We start from the raw sequence: 17,945 nt of genomic DNA, 5'->3' as shown, positions 1-17,945 counted from the left end.
TACAATAATGGCCGACTTTGCATTATCATTTTCGTGTAACAATGCATTTATTGCATCTTAAATCAAATAATATTGATAATTTTCAGCGGTACATCAAGCTTTTGAAATGAAACTAGACACTATAGCCATTCACGCAGGAAACAGCACCGACGCCTACTCAAAGGCAGTGATTCAGCCAATAACACTCTCTACTACTTTTGAGCGCTCAGATGACGGCAGTTATCCCGGTGGCTTTACATATACGCGGGCGTCAAATCCTAACCGGCAGGCACTTGAAAATGTATTGACCCAACTAGAGGGAGGAGAGGATGCTTGTGCGTTTTCTTCAGGTAATGCTGCCGGGGCAGCGTTATTTCAATCTCTTGAGCCGGGAAGTCATGTTATAGCGCCAGGCGATATGTACCATGGGCTTAAAGCTTTGATCGCCGAGGTATTCTCAAATACTCTGCAAATTAGTTTCGTTGATTTCACAAATATTGAAGCAATAAAGAAGGCAATTATACCTTATACCACAAAGCTTATCTGGATTGAAACTCCATCGAATCCTCTGCTTAAAGTCTCTGATATCCGGGCAATCTGTTCTGTGGCCAAAGAAACAGATATTATTGTTTGCTGCGATAATACGTTTGCTAGCCCTGTATTCCAACGGCCACTGGAACTCGGAGCTGACCTTGTTATGTACTCCACAACGAAATATTTTGGGGGGCATAGTGACGTACTTGGCGGCGGTTTGATTACCAAAGAAAGTAACGCGTTGTGGGAGAAGATAAGGAATATTCAAACCTTATCCGGATCCGTGCCTGCTCCTTTTGATTGCTATATGACGGTTAGAGGCATTAAAACACTTCCTCACAGGATGCGGGGACACGCTTTTAATGCCCAACGAATAGCAGAATATCTTCATTTACATTCCAAAGTGGAGCATGTATTTTATCCCGGTTTGCCTTCTCATGCCGGTTATGAAATTGCGAGATCGCAGATGAGCGCTTTCGGCGGAATGCTATCCTTCACACTTAAAGACGGGGAGACGGCTGCCAGAAAAGTGGCTAATTCCTTAAAGCTGTTTACGCAGGCTACCAGCCTTGGGGGTGTTGAGAGTTTGATTGAACATCGCGCATCTGTGGAAGGTCCGCAGACCACCACTCCTTTCAGCCTTCTAAGGGTGTCGGTAGGTTTAGAATTTATTGATGACCTGATTGAGGATCTTGAACAAGCTTTGAATTTTTTATAATGTAATTGCTATTCTATATTAATTTCTTTTGGACTGTATTCTAAAATCGTATTATATTTGAAGCGACCAATAGCAGTATTGGATTGTCAATCCCCTTTAAAAGGCTTTGATTTATAAAGAAGCGGTGAGAGAACAGGCTCAACGACCCGCTGGCAACCTAACCGGAACTACCGGAAAAGGTGCCAAATCCTGTTCCCGATGGTAACATCAGGAAACATATAAATTGTAAAACATGAAGCAAAGTCACGTAATCTTTTCTCCTCGTACGGGTTATTTGTATATCTCGTTGATGTATTCTTTTCTATGCCACCGTCGCTGGCACCGGCAACTTTCTGACCTGATGAAAAATTGGCGACTTATGCTGTCTACAAACAGTTCATTCACACTTGGCACGCGTATGCCCGCATACGTTGCCTGCTAGCGCACGCGTGTCGCGTGTGCTATAGATTTCTGCTAATTTAATATATAACATGAGTAAAAAATTAAGTCTTGGTTTATTTGGGTTCGGTGTCGTGGGACAGGGCCTGTATGATATTATACGTACAAAGGATCTCAACCTTGAAATCAGAAAAATTGCCATTAAACATCCTGAGAAAAAACGCTCGCTGCCTGCAGAGTTATTTACAACAGATGTTGATGCCGTTCTAAACGACCCGGAAATAAATACTATCGTTGAGCTTATCAATGATGCAGAGGCGGCGTGGTATATAGTATCCAGCGCCCTCAAGAAAGGAATAAATGTCGTTTCTGCAAACAAAAAGCTTATAGCATCTCACCTGGAAGAATTAGTGGATCTGCAGGAAGAGTACGGGGCATCATTACTTTACGAAGGGTCGGTATGTGGCAGTATTCCTATTATACGGAACTTAGAGGAATATTATGATAACGAATTGCTTTATTCTGTCAGGGGGATATTTAACGGTTCCTCCAATTACATCTTGTCAAAAGTATTCAATGAAGATCTGGACTATGATGTGGCCCTGAAGCAAGCGCAGGATCTTGGATTTGCCGAATCAGACCCGATCCTCGATGTTGGGGGTTATGATGCAAAGTATAAATTAGTCATAGCTTCTGCGCATGCTTATGGGGTCCTCGCAAATCCTGATGAAGTGTTGAACATTGGTATTCAAAATCTCACATCGCAGGATGTGCAATTTGCTAAAGAAAAAAACTATAAGATTAAACTCGTTCCAACAGCTCTTGAATTTGCTGAGAAACAGATAGTACTTTATGTTTTGCCTAAGCTAGTAAAGAGTGATGATTTTCTTTATAATGTAGAGAATGAGTATAATGGGGTAATTGTTCAGGCCGCTTTTGCCGATCAGCAGTTCTTTTTTGGTAAAGGCGCAGGAGGTCACCCAACGGGTTCCGCTGTTCTATCTGATATCGCAGCTCTTCGGTACGACTATAAATATGAGTATAAGAAATATCATCAAAAGTCAGGCTTTCGGCTCACGGGTGATTACTCTCTGAACGTCTACCTGAGATACACAGATGAGTCGCTGATCCAAAAACTTCATTTTGAAAGTATTACAGAAAGATATTATTCTCCCGACTTTAGTTACATTATTGGAAAAGTATCTCTCAACAGCCTAATCGAACACAAAGAGCTTCTCAGTATAAAAGGCAGTTTTGTAGCGGAAATAGGTAACGTTAGTCCCGTTACACACGAAAGTGGCTATTCGGAAGAGCATCTGAAAATAGAGGCGTCTGGAGTAGCCACCCATATCGCTACTATTTAGCATAATGTAAAAGAGGCTTCCCTTTCTGGAGAAGCCTCTTTTACTTTGAGAGCCTGCCTTCGCCGCTCTCTTAGCTTAAAGGTTAAGCTGCTGCTGAGGCTTGTTGTTGCTCAACAGAATCCAGCTCGAACACAGCAAGCTGATTTAAGAAATTGCAGTGCAAAGTTCCAAAGAAATTAAAAATACCATTAGTTGATTTACCTTGGATTAAAACACGTTCTTTTAACACTTCTTTGTTCGCCAGGTCTTTTCTCGACAGGATCATGTCTTCATCCTGAATTATGAAATCTGATTTTTCAATTGAAAATTGTCTCAAAATTTCGTTAAAACTGAAACCATTAAGTAATAAATCCTTTAATTGCATGTTGCCTCCTTTGTTTTTAGAGAAATAAAAAGACCTGATAAAATCTTTGGGATTGCGAATTCGCATCTTTTCAGCTAACAATTATCAAATACTAAGCCAAAAAGACTATCCCCTGAAAAATTTCTACTAAATTATATTGATTATTAAAAATTTGCAAATAATAAAGTCATATAATTGCAACTAAATAGTTTTTAAAAAATATTATTATCTTAATTGTAGAGTTTTCAATACTTAATTTTTATACAGTGTTTATTTTTTAGCGCATTACACACATGAAACATACAGCGGGAATATGGGCGTACCGGGTCAAGTCAGATCATTTCGAAATTTTACTTGTACATCCGGGAGGTCCTTTTTATGCAAAAAAAGACGCCGGGGTCTGGTCTGTTCCAAAAGGCGAATATAATCCTGACCAGGAAGACGCATTGGAAGTTGCAAAAAGGGAATTTTTTGAGGAAACAGGCAACACTATTGCTTCAAGCCTTTTTATCCCTCTCGAGCCTGTTCGTTCCAAGGGAGGAAAATTAATTACAACATGGGCCACTGAAGCAGATTTCGAACAGTGTTATATTTCATCAAATATGTTTGAAATCGAATGGCCGCCTAAGTCGGGGAAGATGCAAAGTTTTCCTGAAACGGATAAGGCCGACTGGTTCAGCATGGAAGAGGCCAGGCTAAAGATTAATGCATCACAGTTACCTATTTTAATGGAGCTGGAACAGAAGCTGAGGTCGTTGATGTAAACAATACTTTTCTGATACTGTTAACTGGCTGAACAAATGTAATTTTATGAAAAGATTTATTATGTTATCCTTATCAGCGTTAGCTGTATTAAGTGCCTGCAACCGCCCTAAGAAAGATCTTGCTTCAGTAACCATTGGTATGACAAAAACCGAAGTTGTGAATATGATTGGTGAGCCAAAGAAAAAAGATGTAGTCAATAAGACGGAGATATGGGATTATACAGACTCAAGCCGGACGGTAGTATTCCGGGCGGACACCGTATACTCGATTATGACCTCTCCGAAAGCACGTCTTGATTCAGTGGCTGGCTGGCTGGACAGTACTAATCAAAAAGTAAAAAAAGGATTTGGCAACCTCGGAGAAAAGGTTGATAATGCCGCTGACAAAATAAAAGACAAACTGGATAAAGACAGCCCGGACAGTTCGCAAACTAAACAATAATGGCACTGGAATCAATAAACCCGGCAACTAACGAATTGATAAAAACCTACCCTTCTCATTCTGATGAAGAGGTTGATCTAAAAATATATAAATCCCACCAATCCTGGCTTTTATGGAAAGAAACCAGTTTTGAAGAACGGGCAGGATTGATGTCGGCGGCAGCGCGGATACTAAGAAGTAAGAAGCGGTTTCTGGCTGAATTAATGGCTCTTGAGATGGGTAAACCGCTGAAAGCCGGTGAAGCTGAAATTGAAAAATGTGCCGTATGCTGTGACTATTATGCCAAACATGCTGCGTACTTTTTAAAGCCAGAGCCTATTGAGACGGAAGCCAGCAAAAGTTATGTAAGCTTCGAGTCACTGGGTGTTATTCTTGCGATAATGCCCTGGAACTTCCCCTTTTGGCAGGCGTTTCGTTTTATTGCGCCCAGCCTAATGGCGGGGAACTGCGCAGTGCTTAAACACGCCTCTAACGTCAGCGGTTGCGCTATCACCATTGAAGAGATCCTCAGAGAATCCGGCTTTCCTGAAGGAGTTTTTAGTACACTACTGATCGGCAGTAGTTCTGTAGATAGAGTGATTGAAAACAAACTAATTCAGGCTGTTACCTTGACAGGAAGTACCGGAGCGGGCATGAAGGTTGCGCAAAAAGCAGGTTCCGTACTTAAAAAGGTGGTCCTGGAGCTTGGCGGAAGTGATGCTTACCTCATCTTGAAAGATGCAGACCTCAGGCTCGCCGCGCATATGTGTACCGAAAGTCGTCTGATCAATAGTGGTCAAAGCTGTATTGCTGCCAAACGATTTATTGTTGCGAAAGAGATCGAAGAGGAATTTACAGCGCTCTTTAAAGAGAATATATCTGCCAGAATAATCGGAGATCCTTTCGACGAAAAAACTCAAATCGGACCACAGGCCCGGACAGACCTCCGGGACGATCTACACCGACAAGTAATAAAGAGTATACAGCTTGGTGCGAAGTGTATCTTAGGCGGCTTTATACCCGAAGGAGACCATGCTTATTATCCGGCAAGCATTCTTACAAATGTAAAAAAAGGAATGCCGGCTTACGATGAAGAACTATTTGGTCCCGTTGCAGCAATTATTACCGCAGAAACTGAGCAACATGCCATAGAGATTGCGAACGATACCGTTTTTGGCCTTGGGGCTGCGGTATTTAGCAAAGACACAGCCAGGGCGGGAAATATAGCCGCTACCAAACTTCAGGCTGGCTCTTGCTTTGTAAATGACTTTGTTAAGTCAGATCCCAGGCTTCCATTCGGCGGGGTAAAGCAATCTGGTTATGGGCGTGAGCTTGGAGTGTATGGCATCAAAGAATTCGTCAATATCAAAACCATATATATCGCCTGATTACTTATGCGGGCACTTAATCTGTGACAGAGGCTATATCCGGACGACTACCCTGAATTGCTTCATAAATAATATCATGTATCCTTGGACGAATGCGGAGACTGTTCAGTTTATTACTGGCTGAAGGGTATACCCGGTTCGACAGAAAGATATAGATCAGGTTATATTTAGGATCTACCCATACACAGGTACCTGTATAGCCGGTGTGACCATAAGTTTCAGAGGACGCAAGAGATGAAGGATATCCACGTCCCGTTCCCTTGTCGAACCCTAGCCCTCGCCGGCTAACCATGGACTGTTTTGAGGTAAAAAGCCTGACCGTTTCCGGGCGAAAATAAGTTTCGCCACCATAGGAACCACCATTCAAAAGCATTTGATTCAGAATAGCCAGGTCGTTTGCGCTTGCAAACAGTCCGGCATGCCCAGACACGCCACCTGCCATTGCAGCCCCTGAATCATGCACATGTCCATGTAAAAGCGTTTGCCGGAAATAGGTATCACGCTCTGTTGGCACCATCCTGTCTTTTGAAAATCTCCTGCTAGGAATAAATCCTGCAGTCTGCATTCCAAGTGGTTTGTAAAACTCTGAAGAAACAAATTTATCGAGTGAAAGACCTGACTGATGTTCTATCAGCTCTTTCATGACATACATACTTATATCGCTGTAGACATACTGGCCTCGCGTAGGTAAAGGCGTACGGAGCATTTTTGGCCACATTACGTCTTTGTAGTAATCTTTTCTCAGGTAGTAGTTGTCTGCAAGCTTAACCGGGAACAATGTGGAAGAGTCCCTGCTACGATCCGTGGATTTTAATCCTCCGAAAAAATCGAGATTTACAAAACCAGCCTGATGCAGCAACACATCCCGCACCGGGATGTTAGCCTTATTGGTATATTTTACCTCAGCAAGGTAGTTTCCTATAGCAGCGTTCAAATCCAATTTCCGTTGCTCATACAACTTCATGGCAGCCATAGTAGTTGCCGCTGTTTTGGTCACAGAAGCGATGTCAAAAATATCACTGGTATTAGTTGGCGTGCTCTCTTCATAAGTGTGGCTACCATAAGCCTTATTAAAAACTACATTACCGTCTTTCACTACCATCACTACAGCTCCGGGCGTGGCCCTTTGTGCTATAGCCTCCCCCACAACTGCATCAATTCTGCTTAACTTTGTGGTATTTATATCAGCATTTTTACTGGCAGAGTACCGAAGCCGGCTTGCAACTGTGTGAAACCCGGCTCCTGCCTGGTAATACTCGCTTATAGTATAATTTAAATTACCTGTTGCTGCCATACCGCCGAAGATCATCTGAGCGGAAAACTCTGCACCCTCCTCGTTGTCTAGCGGATTCCAAATAATTGGAGTACTTAGACCATCCAGATTCCTAAGTGCCGCTGACTGCCCGAATCCTGCAATCAGCACCTCCTTGGTCTTTATATTTTTTCTTATGAATGAGAGTACTCGGTTACTATAGAGAGAGTCAGCATTAAGCCGTATGATAACGCTTGTAAATTTGTCCAGATCATTGTGCTTTAAGGCTGACAGGTCAAATTTCGCTATCTCAGTATATCTGGCTAGCATATTGTTAAAGAACGATGCTGTTGCTGAACCTGAAGCACCTACGTTTACACTGGCAATTCTCCTGTTCTTCAAAGCTGTTAATGGAACAAGGCCTGATTGATTATTCAGTAACACAGTGGTGTTAAGTAAGTCCGGCTGAGACCTCGAATGTGAAACCTTGTTTGCCTTGTATAAAGTGTTTCTGCCGGTTAAATAATCGATCCGGCGTCCAAATCCTGCTGTTAATACAATAAGAAGAAATATGCCTGTCCTTAGTCCAACAGTGATCATTTCCTTTTTAACTCTAAACACCTTAGTCATTCCCCACTCCTTTGTTAAAGCTCACTTCTACTGAAAAAGGGGGAAATAGGTTTCAAAACCATCGAATTGGGAAATATTTCTTATTTGTTGAACCTTTTTATTTCTTTGCGACGTAGAAGGACCACCATACCACAAAAAACGTTTATGAAAAAGGACAAAAAAAAGAAAGCAAAAAAACACAATCACCAGCCGGTAGTAACTGCTAAAAAACATTGGATCGTTTATATAGTTCCTACTTTATTTGTTTGCGCGGGCATCGTTCTGGTTAACAACGACACGACATTCTTTAAGGCTGCAGGCCTTGCAGTTATGCTTTTTGGCTTTTATCAGATCCTTAAAAAAGCTAATGAAAAATGGCATCTTACCGATCATTACCTGGTAATTGAAAAAGGAATTCTTTCAAAAAAATATGAGGAAGTAAGTGTTCATGACATTTATAAAACTCATACAAATAACACTCGTTTGAGTAAATATTTCAGCAACCTTGGAAACATAAATACACGCCGTCGCGCAGACGATTGTTCTGGATTCAGCCACTCTAACATTGCGGATCCTGAATTATTTTCCAAAGCACTTGAGCTGAGAGTTCAAAGTTTACCTAGTCATAACCTGAACCAGGTTTATGAATTAAAAGAGAAGGGTGCTATTTCAGAAAAAGAATACAATCTGATCAGGCTTGGACATATCACCCAGCAGCATCTTTCGAAATTTTAAGATCTCTCCGATATAGCAAGGCTCCTTTTTCCAAAGGAGCCTTTTTTATTAAAAATAATTACCTGTAAAAGAGTTTAGTATGTTACAATTATCACAAATCACGAAGCCGATCAATAAAAGTTTGTGTAATATGTTAAGCTTTTCTATATTTGCAGCCACTAAGGGCACCCATAGCTCAGCTGGATAGAGCAACGGTTTTCTAAACCGTCGGTCTCAGGTTCGAATCCTGATGGGTGTACAAAAAAGGGCTACTGATCATTCTGGGCCCTTTTTTCGTTTTACACTCCACGTCCCGTACTATAATTACTGACATAAGCTGGATCAAGCGGAAAAGTTGGTAGATGTTCTTTCCTTCGTCATCCTGAACTTGTTTTAGGACCTCTTGCTTAAGCATGTCCTTTATAGTCCAAGAGTTGCCGAATCCTGAACTTGATTCAGGAACGGCTGACGACCGTTTTAAAAAGTTTGGCACTAATGCGCTTAGCCGCCCCCAACTTTTCCACTTGATCCCTTAAGCTGTAGTAAAAAGAAGCTCTTAACTATAAGTTATTCCGTGCGACGTGTCACATCCTTCACTTATCGCCGTAACATTTCGCAAAATTCGATGTTTACTCTTCCCGTAACATACATTGTTCGGCAGCATCTAATATATTTGTCCCATTATGCTCAGCGTTAAAAATATTGTCAAACAATACGCCAATCACAGGGCGTTAAACAATGTAAGTTTTGATATTCAAACAGGAAGCATATTTGGATTATTGGGTCCAAATGGTGCAGGAAAGACCTCGCTGATCCGTATCATTAATCAAATCACCGCACCTGATGAAGGTATTGTATTATTTGATGGCGAAAAATTGCAGCCTTCGCACATTTCATCTATCGGTTACTTGCCCGAAGAACGCGGATTGTACAAAAAAATGGAAATAGGCGAACAGGTGATCTATCTTTCCCGGCTAAAGGGTCTTAGTCAGCCTGAGGCGCTGAACCGCGCAAAGTACTGGTTTGAAAAGCTGGATATGCAAACCTGGTGGAAAAAAAAGGTAGAAGACTTGAGTAAGGGAATGCAGCAAAAGGTGCAGTTTATTGCTTCTGTGATCCATGAGCCCCGTCTCATTATTTTGGATGAGCCTTTCTCGGGTTTTGATCCCGTAAACGCTGATGTGATCAAAAACGAAATACTCGAGCTAAATAAGAGAGGTGCAACCATCATATTCTCCACTCACAGAATGGAATCGGTTGAACAGTTATGTGATAGCATAGTACTGCTTCACAGGTCAAAGAAAATACTGGAAGGTAAAGTAAAAGATATTCGTAATTCATTTAGAGACGATACTTATAAAATACAGTGCCGTCCAAACGATGAAATTCCCCAAGAGAATGGAATTTTCGAAATCCTAAAGCGATCTGTGCATGACGACTACACGGAACTTACCTTAAAACTCGAAGCGGGTAAAACAACTAACGAGGCTCTCGCATTTCTCTTACCAAAGGTTGAGATTCTCAGCCTGACCGAGGTCATTCCCACTATTCATGAAATATTCGTTCAAAAAGTAACAGGTACCGACTAACATGAATAAGATCCTACTCATTATACAACGGGAATACCTGAGTCGTGTCAAGAAAAAGTCTTTTATAGTGATGACTTTCCTGGTGCCTATGCTTTTCATTGGCATGTATGCCCTCATAGGGTATATGCTTATAAAAAAAGATGAGCTCGGGGACGTCAAACATGTGCTTGTAGTTGACGAAAGCGGCCGGAACAACGGTAAATTTAAAAATACGCCAGCTTTGGATTTTGCTTATTCGGATGCCCCTCTAGCTAAAGCCAGAAGAGATTTCGAGGAATCGGATAATGATTTTCTATTACATATACCAAAAGATGGAAAGAATGTCCTATTGTTGAGTCAACGAAAGCCAGGAATCAATGATATTTCAACTATTGAGAGCCAGCTGAATGATATAAACCGGAACGATCAGTTACTTGCCGCAGGTATTGATACTGCAATTCTAAACGCCAATACGAATCACTTACGCCTGGATACTAAACAGCTTACCGAAGAAGGAGAAGAAGATGCAGGCTCATGGATAGCCTATGGCGTGGGCTTTGCTTCGGCCTTTCTTATTTACCTGTCGCTGTTTATTTATGGTGTGCAGGTGATGAGAGGAGTCATTGAGGAAAAAACCAACCGTATTATTGAGGTGATCATTTCGTCGGTTAAGCCGTTTCAGCTTATGATAGGCAAGATCATTGGTGTCGGACTGGTTGGCCTGACTCAGTTCTTTCTGTGGATACTGTTATGTGTGGGTATTGCCGCTGCGGCAGGCTCATTTCTATTAGGAACTAAAAGTTCTGATAAAGTTATTACGGAACAAACAGCAAGCAAGCTTCAACAGACCGAACAGGCCAAACAGCAGGTTCAGCAACAGCTCAGTGACACGGAGGAAATTTTCCAAGCGCTGAATTCTATTCCAGTTACTTACACCTTAAGTACTTTCCTATTTTACTTTCTTTTTGGCTTTCTGCTATACAGTTCTATTTTTGCAGCGGTTGGGTCGGCTGTCGACAGTGAAACAGAAACGCAGCAGTTTATGCTCCCCATCACGATGCCGCTTATTTTCACTTTCATTATCTCCATAAATTTTGTAATTAATAACCCCGACAGTCAGCTTTCTTTCTGGTTGTCTGTAATACCATTTACCTCTCCCATTGCCATGATGATCAGAATTCCTTTTGGTGTTCCGCTTTGGGAGCTTCTCCTTTCGATGGCTTTGTTAGTCGCCGGATTTCTGCTGATCACCTGGATTGCTGCACGCATTTACCGGGTCGGGATCTTGATGTATGGTAAAAAACCAAGTTATAAGGAGTTGGCGAAATGGTTTATGTATAAAGAATAAGAAATGAATAAACGCATAGCTGCACTTGACTTGGGGACCAATACTTTTCACTTAGTAGTGGCGGAGGTAAACAACAACAAGTTCAACAAAATTATCGAGGAACAAAGACACGTAAAGCTTGGCGAAGGAGGTATTACAGAGGGAAAGATTACGGATGCGGCATTCAGGAGAGGCATTGAAGCGCTACGCGAGTTTAAGTCTGTAATTGCAGACTACAATGTAGATCTTATCCAGGCCTCGGGTACCTCCGCACTACGAAGCGCGGTTAATGGAATTGACTTCATTAATGAAGTGATGCAGGAAACAGGGATTTGTATAGAAATTATTGAGGGAGACGTTGAGGCTGAACTGATCTATAAGGGAGTCAGGGCGGTGAGCGACCTCAGGAGCTCTACCCTGATCATGGATATCGGCGGTGGAAGTGTTGAATTTATTTTTTGTAATGGGGCTCAGATCTTCTGGAAGAAAAGCTACCCAATCGGTGCAGCCCGCCTGATGGCTATGTTCCACCATTCCGACCCAATATCGATTCCGAACATGAATGCAATTGAGGCATATTTGCAGGAGCCTGTGGAGGAGCTTAAAGATAGGGCCAGAGAATACAAGCCACAGCAATTAATTGGTTCTGCCGGGGCATTTGAAACTTTCGCAGCGCTAGTGGCTGATAAACACAAGGGCGATCAGCAAATCCTGAATTTAGATAACTATAGCTTTGAGCCTTCAGAGCTGAAGAGTATATTAACTACTGTTTTAGTATCAACACACCGGGAAAGAGTGCAGAATAAACTTATTATTCCTGTGCGGACCGATATGATCGTGGTGGCTTCGGTTCTAACCAAATACCTGATAGAACAGATGAACTTCCCCGTAATACGGCTTTCACGATTTGCGTTAAAAGAAGGCCTGCTTGTTCAGGCTATCGAAAAAGCAAATGCTTTCTAGTCATTTTAACTTCTGCAGCTCCTGGTATACGCGATGAGTCGGGAGACCGACAACGTTGGTATACGAGCCATTTATTCTTTCTATCGCTACCAAACCTGGCCATTCTTGTATGCCATATGCACCTGCTTTATCAAACGGTTTGCAATCTTCAATGTATTTTCGGATGTCTGCTGCCTCCAGAGATTTAAAGTACACTTCAGATATTTCATAAAAGGAATGTATCTTTTGGTTTTGCAGCAAGGCTACGCCGGTTATCACCTCATGCTTTCTACCAGACAGTAGCGAAAGCATTTCGAAGGCATGCTCCTCTCCTTCTGGTTTGCCCAGGATTAGGCCGTCCACGCAAACTATTGTATCAGCTGTCAGCACGATCGCATTTTCCTCAATCTTTTCGTCAAAAGCACGTGCCTTTTTTTCTGCAATGAACACAGCTACTTCAGCCGGGCTAAGATTTTGCGGATATGATTCGTCAACATCTTTGAGAACCACTTTGAAATCGACTCCCATTAAAGTCAATAGTTCTTGTCTGCGCGGAGATTTGGAGGCGAGTATGAGTTGCATTTAGAATGATGAGTGATGAACTATGAATGTCTGGTTTCTGAACGATTAAAGGGATGGGATACTTTCTTCCTGGCCAGAGGGGTTGCTGTCAAACCATTGTCCCTGAACCCGCAATACTTTTTCAATCACTTCTCTAACGCAGCCAAATCCACCATTCTTCCCTGAAACATAGTCACAAACTGCTTTAACATCATCCACAGCATCAGCCGGACATGCGGGTGCACCAACAGCTTTCAGGACAGGGATATCCGGAATATCGTCTCCCATGTATAGCACTTGTTTTGGCAACAGCTGATGTCTTTCCAGGAAATTATGGTAAACGTCAATTTTCTTATCAATACCCAGATATACATCCGTAATTCCCAGTCCTTTCAGGCGATGAACAACCGTTTGCGACTTTCCGCCTGAAATAATGCAAATTAAATAGCCTTTTTTGATAGCGAGCTGCATAGCATAACCATCGCGAACATTGAAGCGGCGTAATTGTTCGCCAGATTCGGTTACAAGAATTGTGGCATCAGTTAAAACCCCGTCTATATCCAGTACGAACGCTTTGATGTCTTTTAATTTGGAAAGGAACATGAATCCAGGTCTGTCTAGGGAAAAGGTTATAGAGAAGAACAGGAAAAGCTGGATTTATAGCTTTTTCCTGTACCTAAGATCTTACTGATTGTCGCGCCATTCGTACACCCAGGCTGATTGGATCTGTTCCAGGTGCCCTTCGTTACATCCCTCACGGGTACCCGCAAAGTTTGGAAGGCTGAGCACCCACTCCATAAGATCGGTAAATCGGATCCGATAAATTTTGGATTCGCTAAAATCATCGCCAAATTTTTCGTATAAACCCATGGCGATATCTTCATAGTCGTTCCAGCGGAAGGGTAAAGCAAACTTATCCTGATTCATAAAAGAATATTAATGTCCTAAAAATTGAGTTTGGTCTGGTAAAGTAACCTCGATATCACCGTCAATAACTACACACTGACAGCCTAATCTGGAATTGATCCTTGGGTTAACAGCTCTGTCAATAAAATCTTCTTCTTTATCAGAGATTTCCTGCAGGTTATCCATTCCTTTGTTTACGTAGATATGGCAAGTGCTGCAACCGCATACCCCACCACAATTATGCTGAAGTTCTATGCCATTATCCAGACATACATCTAGAACCGATTCCCCTTCTGCAATTTGAAGGACAACACTTTCGTGACCGGCCTCTTCAAAGTTTATTTTAATGTTAAAAACGTCCATCGCTGCGCAAAATTAAAAAAAATGTTTCCCCATTAAGGCTTTTGGTGGAAATTGATAATGTTCTGACTTAAGCTTTCATAGAGTTCTTTGAGCTCTGGCTTACTATTTAAAAATGTAAGATGTTTATTTATAACGTTTTGATCTCTCCTAACAGCAGGACCAGTTTGCACTTCATGCGGAAAAAAATATTGAACTTTATCAGAAGTTTCAGCAATCAGAGGACGGATCAAATCAAAATCCAATCCGCTTTCTTTTAAGATCTCACTGGCGATAGTATATAGATGATTGCTGAAATTACAAGCAAACACGGCCGCCACATGTAATGACTTTCTCTTTTCAGAGTCGAAAACCACTGTCTTCTTCGTAAGTGAAGCTGCCAGAGTCAATAGTATTTCTTCCACTTGCTTTGAGCTTCCTTCTATCGCAACAGGCACCTTGCTGAAATCTACAGGTTTGACCTTTGAAAAGGTTTGCAGGGGGTAAAATACACCAGTTTGAGCTGAAGCAGCTTCCAGGACTTCCAGGCTAGCGGTACCCGAAGTATGAACCAGCATTTTCTCTGGAAAACGAAATTGATCTACCAGGGAAGCTATAGCATCGTCAGAAACAGACACGATATAGATATCGGCGTCATTATTTAACTGGCTGATCGAATCTGTTGCACTTGCATCTAGTAATTTTGCAAGCTGGAGCGCATTTTGAATTGTTCTGCTCCAAACTTGCAGTACTTTATGACCGGCTTGATGCATGGCCTTCCCAAGATGTGTTGCAACATTACCACTTCCGAGAAGAACTACTTTCATATCAAGATGCTTTGAAAGGTTTTATTTTATAAATAAAATGAGAACTAGCTACTTTCATGTTAAGCTGTTTTGATTTCTTTATTCCTTCTGAAAATGGAAAGCAGGAAGCCCACAACCATCAGGATAGTTCCACCCCATAACAAATTAATATAAGGGAACTTGATAGCTTTTAGAACAATCCATTTCTTCTCTGCCACGGGTTTTTGATAAACCATCAGCTCAAGTTTATTATTTGCAGGATCAATTTTCGAGAAACGCAATCTCAAACCTGCCTCTTCAATATTCTTCGCAAAATCGTACACGTTGCCGTTCTTGATAAGGTATAAAGGTTGCGCAGAAAAGGTCTTGCCTTGTGTTAAAACCTCAAGCTCCATACCTACAGCAAGGTCGCCTGGCTTTAAAGGAATCTTTTCAATATTAGCGTTTCTGTTGATTGATTTAACTACGATAAGACCACTTTTGTATTTAACGGTGTCGCCGGGAGATACTGCATGAGTGGTCGGTGCATCATAGTGCTCCTCCTCAGAATGCCCCTCATGCTCGTGATCATGCCCCTCCTTCTCTTCCTGTAAAGGTACACTGCTAACGTGCGTGTAAATATCGTGAAGCATGTAGTGCCGGGTATCCGGCGAAGCTACAATAGATTTCATCTTAACATTTTGCTGCGCATTAGGATACAGGTCGAACTCTTCCTTAACTTTATCACCGTCCAGTACTTTATAATTTACTCTATAAAAAGTATTAGGCCCCTCAATAGAATCCCCCATATAGGTTACCGTGTACTTGTCCATTTTCACAGGCTCGTCCTGGTAAAGCATAATATTTTCACGGGGATTGTTTTCTTTCGCAAACTCTTCGCCATAACCCACACCTGTATTATTAATAGAGATCACGTTGCTTGTTGCTGAAGCAACCAGTGCCCCCATTAAAAGGAAGGCAAAGCCAATATGAGCCACAGAAGAACCTGCCAGGCGCCACTTCCCCTTTAATGAATCGATTAGCAACTGTCCGTTACAAATAATAGAGAATACAGCAGCGAAAGTGAGCACGATGTACATCAGGTTGCTATACACTTTGGCAATATATACGAATCCTGCTGTTACAACAAGTGCAATCACAAAGGATTGAATTACCTTACGGAAGAACTTCTTTGTATCAGAATTGCGATATTTGAGGAATTGTCCGAATCCAGATAACAGGGCGATAACTACAGCGAACGGAACCTGCCATTTATTGTAGTGTTGTATAACATCCGCCGGAGGCGCTATTTTGGTGCCAAAAATAGCATTGAATACCGGTATGGAGGTGGTTGCTAAGACCTGCACACAGGAAACTGCCAATACCAGGGCACCTATGAAAAGCCAGAATTCGCGCGAATAGGTTTCCTCGTCTTTTTGCGTGATGGGCATTACTTTCCATCTGCTTATCATGAAGCCGATAGCAATCACCGCAAAAACGGCAATGTAAGCAATCAAATGCCCGAACATTCCAAGGTCAGTAAATGAGTGTACTGAAGTTTCACCCAGAATACCACTCCTGGTAAGGAAAGACGCGTATAGAACCAGAATAAAGCTCGAAACTGTCAACAAGGTAGCGGTAAAATATGAGTGGCCGGAATGACGGTAGGCTATGATTACGTGAACCGCTGCAATGAGGATAAGCCATGGAATGATCGAAGCATTCTCCACAGGGTCCCATGCCCAGAAACCACCGAAGTTTAGCGCTTCATACGCCCAGAAAGAGCCCATAATAATTCCTGCACCTAATATCATCACAGCAAATAAGGCCCATGGAAGCGCTGCCGATGTCCAGTCTTTAAATCTCCTTTCCCAAAGACCAGCAATTGCATAAGCAAAAGGAACGATCATGGAAGCGAAACCTAAAAACAAAGTAGGCGGATGAATTACCATCCAGTAATTCTGCAACAGCGGATTCAATCCGTTTCCATCAGGGATTAGCGTGAGGTAATCAGGACGCGAAAATATTGGTCCTTCGATAGCTTCACGCAAGAGTATAAAGGGGGAGCTGCCGACACGTGTGCCAAGGATCTCCACTCCTAAAAGCATAGATGAAAGAAAAACCTGTGACAACATCACAATACTCATTACCGAATTTTCCCAGCTTTTTGCTCTCCAGGTCAATATATTTGCTAAAAGAGCCTGCCAGAACATCCAAAGCCAGAAGCTACCTTCCTGCCCTTCCCAGAAACTCGAAATGATATAATGAGTAGGCAGCGCCTTTGATGAATGCGCCCAGGCATAATGATATTCGAAAAGATGATTATAGATGATATAAAAAAGACTGGCCCCAATACCAATTACAGAAAGAAAGTTCAGCCAGGTTGAAACACGGCCAATATTGCGCCAGGAGTCGTCCTGAACTTCTTTTGTTGTTGCAAAATAATAAGCAATGGTTGAAAGAAGTGCGGTACCGAAAGACAATATAATAAAGAACTGGCCTAAACTGCCAGGCAGAAGGTGTTCACCTTCAAATTGAATATCCATTAATGCTGATTATTAGTTAACTGAAGCAGTAGTAACTTCCTGAACTTCTACTTGATCTTTATTGTACTTGGACGGACACTTCATCAGAATTTTTGAAGCGTGGAATTCAGAGCCAACCATTTTTCCGGTTAGAACGATCTGCTCAGACCGCTCAAAATCTTGCGGCTTACTACCGTTGAAAACAACTTTACATTCTTTTCCGTTATTATCCTGCATATAAAAGGCAAAGTAATTGGCATCTTTTTGTGGATTGTAAATTAACTCTTTTTCCTTGTTTAATTTACCAACCACATGCAATTCATCCTGAGTTTCCCGGGCTTCGGAGAATGTGCCATAAGTGCTTGAATCAGCGTAGGTACTCATTATTGCACCTATAGCAATGGCAATAATGATAATTCCTATAATTGAACTTTTCTTCATGAATCAGTGTGTATTTAAAACCAACGTTTTAGATTCCGCAAAATTACAAATACATTACGATAAGAAGAATTTAAAGCCCGGATAATA

The 17,945-nt window shown here is 41.8% G+C and carries 18 protein-coding genes, 1 tRNA gene and 1 riboswitch; of the genes, 10 read left to right on the top strand and 9 right to left on the bottom strand.

Going from position 1 to position 17,945, the window contains the following annotated elements; genetic code table 11:
* Positions 1 to 106 precede the first annotated feature (106 nt).
* Together J3P37_RS19515 and J3P37_RS19510 are read left to right on the top strand one after the other, a co-directional pair.
* The gene (locus tag J3P37_RS19515) at positions 107 to 1,231 is read left to right on the top strand and encodes a trans-sulfuration enzyme family protein (protein WP_256013041.1); all 1,125 of its coding nucleotides are present in this window, start codon (positions 107 to 109) and stop codon (positions 1,229 to 1,231) included.
* A 108-nt stretch (positions 1,232 to 1,339) separates the two neighbouring features.
* Positions 1,340 to 1,456, top strand: a riboswitch (SAM riboswitch).
* Between the two features lie 245 nt (positions 1,457 to 1,701).
* On the top strand, positions 1,702 to 2,973 hold the full coding sequence (locus J3P37_RS19510; RefSeq protein WP_256013040.1) for a homoserine dehydrogenase: 1,272 nt from the start codon (positions 1,702 to 1,704) through the stop codon (positions 2,971 to 2,973).
* An 82-nt stretch (positions 2,974 to 3,055) separates the two neighbouring features.
* Here J3P37_RS19510 and J3P37_RS19505 read toward each other — a convergent pair whose 3' ends face one another.
* Complete coding sequence (locus J3P37_RS19505) at positions 3,056 to 3,337, bottom strand: hypothetical protein (RefSeq protein ID WP_256013039.1); 282 nt, start codon at positions 3,335 to 3,337, stop codon at positions 3,056 to 3,058.
* A gap of 272 nt (positions 3,338 to 3,609) precedes the next feature.
* On the opposite strand from J3P37_RS19505, the gene J3P37_RS19500 reads away from it, so the two are divergent.
* Genes J3P37_RS19500 through J3P37_RS19490 form a run of 3 tightly spaced genes read left to right on the top strand, consistent with a single transcriptional unit; the run spans position 3,610 to position 5,889 of the window.
* The gene (locus tag J3P37_RS19500; protein WP_256013038.1) at positions 3,610 to 4,080 is read left to right on the top strand and encodes an NUDIX hydrolase; all 471 of its coding nucleotides are present in this window, start codon (positions 3,610 to 3,612) and stop codon (positions 4,078 to 4,080) included.
* 46 nt (positions 4,081 to 4,126) lie between these two features.
* Complete coding sequence (gene bamE, locus J3P37_RS19495) at positions 4,127 to 4,522, top strand: outer membrane protein assembly factor BamE domain-containing protein (protein ID WP_256013037.1); 396 nt, start codon at positions 4,127 to 4,129, stop codon at positions 4,520 to 4,522.
* A complete protein-coding gene (locus J3P37_RS19490) occupies positions 4,522 to 5,889 on the top strand; it encodes an NAD-dependent succinate-semialdehyde dehydrogenase (RefSeq protein ID WP_256013036.1) in 1,368 nt (455 codons plus the stop codon). Before bamE ends, J3P37_RS19490 begins: the two co-directional genes overlap by 1 nt.
* A gap of 16 nt (positions 5,890 to 5,905) precedes the next feature.
* Here J3P37_RS19490 and J3P37_RS19485 read toward each other — a convergent pair whose 3' ends face one another.
* Positions 5,906 to 7,771: a serine hydrolase domain-containing protein gene (locus J3P37_RS19485; RefSeq protein ID WP_256013035.1), complete on the bottom strand. Its 1,866-nt coding sequence runs from the start codon at positions 7,769 to 7,771 to the stop codon at positions 5,906 to 5,908.
* 144 nt (positions 7,772 to 7,915) lie between these two features.
* Here J3P37_RS19485 and J3P37_RS19480 point away from each other — a divergent pair, with 144 nt between their 5' ends.
* The 5 genes from J3P37_RS19480 to J3P37_RS19460 all read left to right on the top strand — a co-directional run bounded on the left by J3P37_RS19480 (position 7,916) and on the right by J3P37_RS19460 (position 12,322).
* Positions 7,916 to 8,485 carry a hypothetical protein gene (locus tag J3P37_RS19480; RefSeq protein ID WP_256013034.1) on the top strand — a complete coding sequence of 190 codons (570 nt, stop codon included), beginning with the start codon at positions 7,916 to 7,918 and terminating at the stop codon, positions 8,483 to 8,485.
* A 164-nt stretch (positions 8,486 to 8,649) separates the two neighbouring features.
* Positions 8,650 to 8,723: transfer RNA gene (locus J3P37_RS19475), tRNA-Arg, on the top strand.
* Positions 8,724 to 9,147: 424 nt separating this feature from the next.
* A complete protein-coding gene (locus J3P37_RS19470) occupies positions 9,148 to 10,053 on the top strand; it encodes an ABC transporter ATP-binding protein (protein WP_256013033.1) in 906 nt (301 codons plus the stop codon).
* Position 10,054: 1 nt separating this feature from the next.
* Positions 10,055 to 11,380 carry an ABC transporter permease gene (locus J3P37_RS19465; protein ID WP_256013032.1) on the top strand — a complete coding sequence of 442 codons (1,326 nt, stop codon included), beginning with the start codon at positions 10,055 to 10,057 and terminating at the stop codon, positions 11,378 to 11,380.
* A 3-nt stretch (positions 11,381 to 11,383) separates the two neighbouring features.
* Entirely contained in the window at positions 11,384 to 12,322 is a 939-nt protein-coding gene (locus tag J3P37_RS19460; RefSeq protein ID WP_256013031.1) for a Ppx/GppA phosphatase family protein, read from the top strand.
* On the opposite strand, the gene J3P37_RS19455 is transcribed toward J3P37_RS19460, so the two are convergent.
* From J3P37_RS19455 to J3P37_RS19425, 7 genes are all read right to left on the bottom strand, one after another.
* Positions 12,323 to 12,883, bottom strand: a complete 561-nt coding sequence (locus J3P37_RS19455; protein WP_256013030.1) for a Maf family nucleotide pyrophosphatase — start codon at positions 12,881 to 12,883, stop codon at positions 12,323 to 12,325.
* A gap of 45 nt (positions 12,884 to 12,928) precedes the next feature.
* On the bottom strand, positions 12,929 to 13,465 hold the full coding sequence (locus tag J3P37_RS19450; protein WP_256013029.1) for a KdsC family phosphatase: 537 nt from the start codon (positions 13,463 to 13,465) through the stop codon (positions 12,929 to 12,931).
* Between the two features lie 81 nt (positions 13,466 to 13,546).
* On the bottom strand, positions 13,547 to 13,789 hold the full coding sequence (iscX, locus tag J3P37_RS19445) for a Fe-S cluster assembly protein IscX (protein ID WP_256013028.1): 243 nt from the start codon (positions 13,787 to 13,789) through the stop codon (positions 13,547 to 13,549).
* Positions 13,790 to 13,798: 9 nt separating this feature from the next.
* Complete coding sequence (locus J3P37_RS19440; RefSeq protein WP_256013027.1) at positions 13,799 to 14,131, bottom strand: 2Fe-2S iron-sulfur cluster-binding protein; 333 nt, start codon at positions 14,129 to 14,131, stop codon at positions 13,799 to 13,801.
* 32 nt (positions 14,132 to 14,163) lie between these two features.
* Entirely contained in the window at positions 14,164 to 14,934 is a 771-nt protein-coding gene (locus J3P37_RS19435) for a Rossmann-like and DUF2520 domain-containing protein (RefSeq protein WP_256013026.1), read from the bottom strand.
* 59 nt (positions 14,935 to 14,993) lie between these two features.
* Positions 14,994 to 17,438, bottom strand: coding sequence for a heme lyase CcmF/NrfE family subunit (locus J3P37_RS19430; protein ID WP_256013025.1), 2,445 nt, complete (start codon positions 17,436 to 17,438; stop codon positions 14,994 to 14,996).
* A 12-nt stretch (positions 17,439 to 17,450) separates the two neighbouring features.
* On the bottom strand, positions 17,451 to 17,858 hold the full coding sequence (locus tag J3P37_RS19425) for a cytochrome c maturation protein CcmE domain-containing protein (RefSeq protein WP_256013024.1): 408 nt from the start codon (positions 17,856 to 17,858) through the stop codon (positions 17,451 to 17,453).
* Positions 17,859 to 17,945 lie beyond the last annotated feature (87 nt).

The organism is Desertivirga xinjiangensis (genome assembly GCF_024436435.1).
Lineage (GTDB): Bacteria > Bacteroidota > Bacteroidia > Sphingobacteriales > Sphingobacteriaceae > Desertivirga > Desertivirga xinjiangensis.
The sequence above is the reverse complement of the archived record's forward strand: the minus strand, read 5'-3'. Positions and strand labels throughout refer to the sequence as shown.

Coding starts and splice junctions, on each gene's coding strand:
- J3P37_RS19515 (WP_256013041.1), top strand. CDS start 107: ATGAAACTAGACACTATAGCCATTCACGCAGGAAACAGCACCGACGCC.
- J3P37_RS19450 (WP_256013029.1), bottom strand. CDS start 13,465: ATGTTCCTTTCCAAATTAAAAGACATCAAAGCGTTCGTACTGGATATA.
- J3P37_RS19455 (WP_256013030.1), bottom strand. CDS start 12,883: ATGCAACTCATACTCGCCTCCAAATCTCCGCGCAGACAAGAACTATTG.
- J3P37_RS19490 (WP_256013036.1), top strand. CDS start 4,522: ATGGCACTGGAATCAATAAACCCGGCAACTAACGAATTGATAAAAACC.
- J3P37_RS19425 (WP_256013024.1), bottom strand. CDS start 17,858: ATGAAGAAAAGTTCAATTATAGGAATTATCATTATTGCCATTGCTATA.
- J3P37_RS19505 (WP_256013039.1), bottom strand. CDS start 3,337: ATGCAATTAAAGGATTTATTACTTAATGGTTTCAGTTTTAACGAAATT.
- J3P37_RS19435 (WP_256013026.1), bottom strand. CDS start 14,934: ATGAAAGTAGTTCTTCTCGGAAGTGGTAATGTTGCAACACATCTTGGG.
- J3P37_RS19480 (WP_256013034.1), top strand. CDS start 7,916: ATGAAAAAGGACAAAAAAAAGAAAGCAAAAAAACACAATCACCAGCCG.
- iscX (WP_256013028.1), bottom strand. CDS start 13,789: ATGAATCAGGATAAGTTTGCTTTACCCTTCCGCTGGAACGACTATGAA.
- J3P37_RS19430 (WP_256013025.1), bottom strand. CDS start 17,438: ATGGATATTCAATTTGAAGGTGAACACCTTCTGCCTGGCAGTTTAGGC.
- J3P37_RS19470 (WP_256013033.1), top strand. CDS start 9,148: ATGCTCAGCGTTAAAAATATTGTCAAACAATACGCCAATCACAGGGCG.
- J3P37_RS19510 (WP_256013040.1), top strand. CDS start 1,702: ATGAGTAAAAAATTAAGTCTTGGTTTATTTGGGTTCGGTGTCGTGGGA.
- J3P37_RS19485 (WP_256013035.1), bottom strand. CDS start 7,771: ATGACTAAGGTGTTTAGAGTTAAAAAGGAAATGATCACTGTTGGACTA.
- J3P37_RS19440 (WP_256013027.1), bottom strand. CDS start 14,131: ATGGACGTTTTTAACATTAAAATAAACTTTGAAGAGGCCGGTCACGAA.
- J3P37_RS19465 (WP_256013032.1), top strand. CDS start 10,055: ATGAATAAGATCCTACTCATTATACAACGGGAATACCTGAGTCGTGTC.
- bamE (WP_256013037.1), top strand. CDS start 4,127: ATGAAAAGATTTATTATGTTATCCTTATCAGCGTTAGCTGTATTAAGT.
- J3P37_RS19500 (WP_256013038.1), top strand. CDS start 3,610: ATGAAACATACAGCGGGAATATGGGCGTACCGGGTCAAGTCAGATCAT.
- J3P37_RS19460 (WP_256013031.1), top strand. CDS start 11,384: ATGAATAAACGCATAGCTGCACTTGACTTGGGGACCAATACTTTTCAC.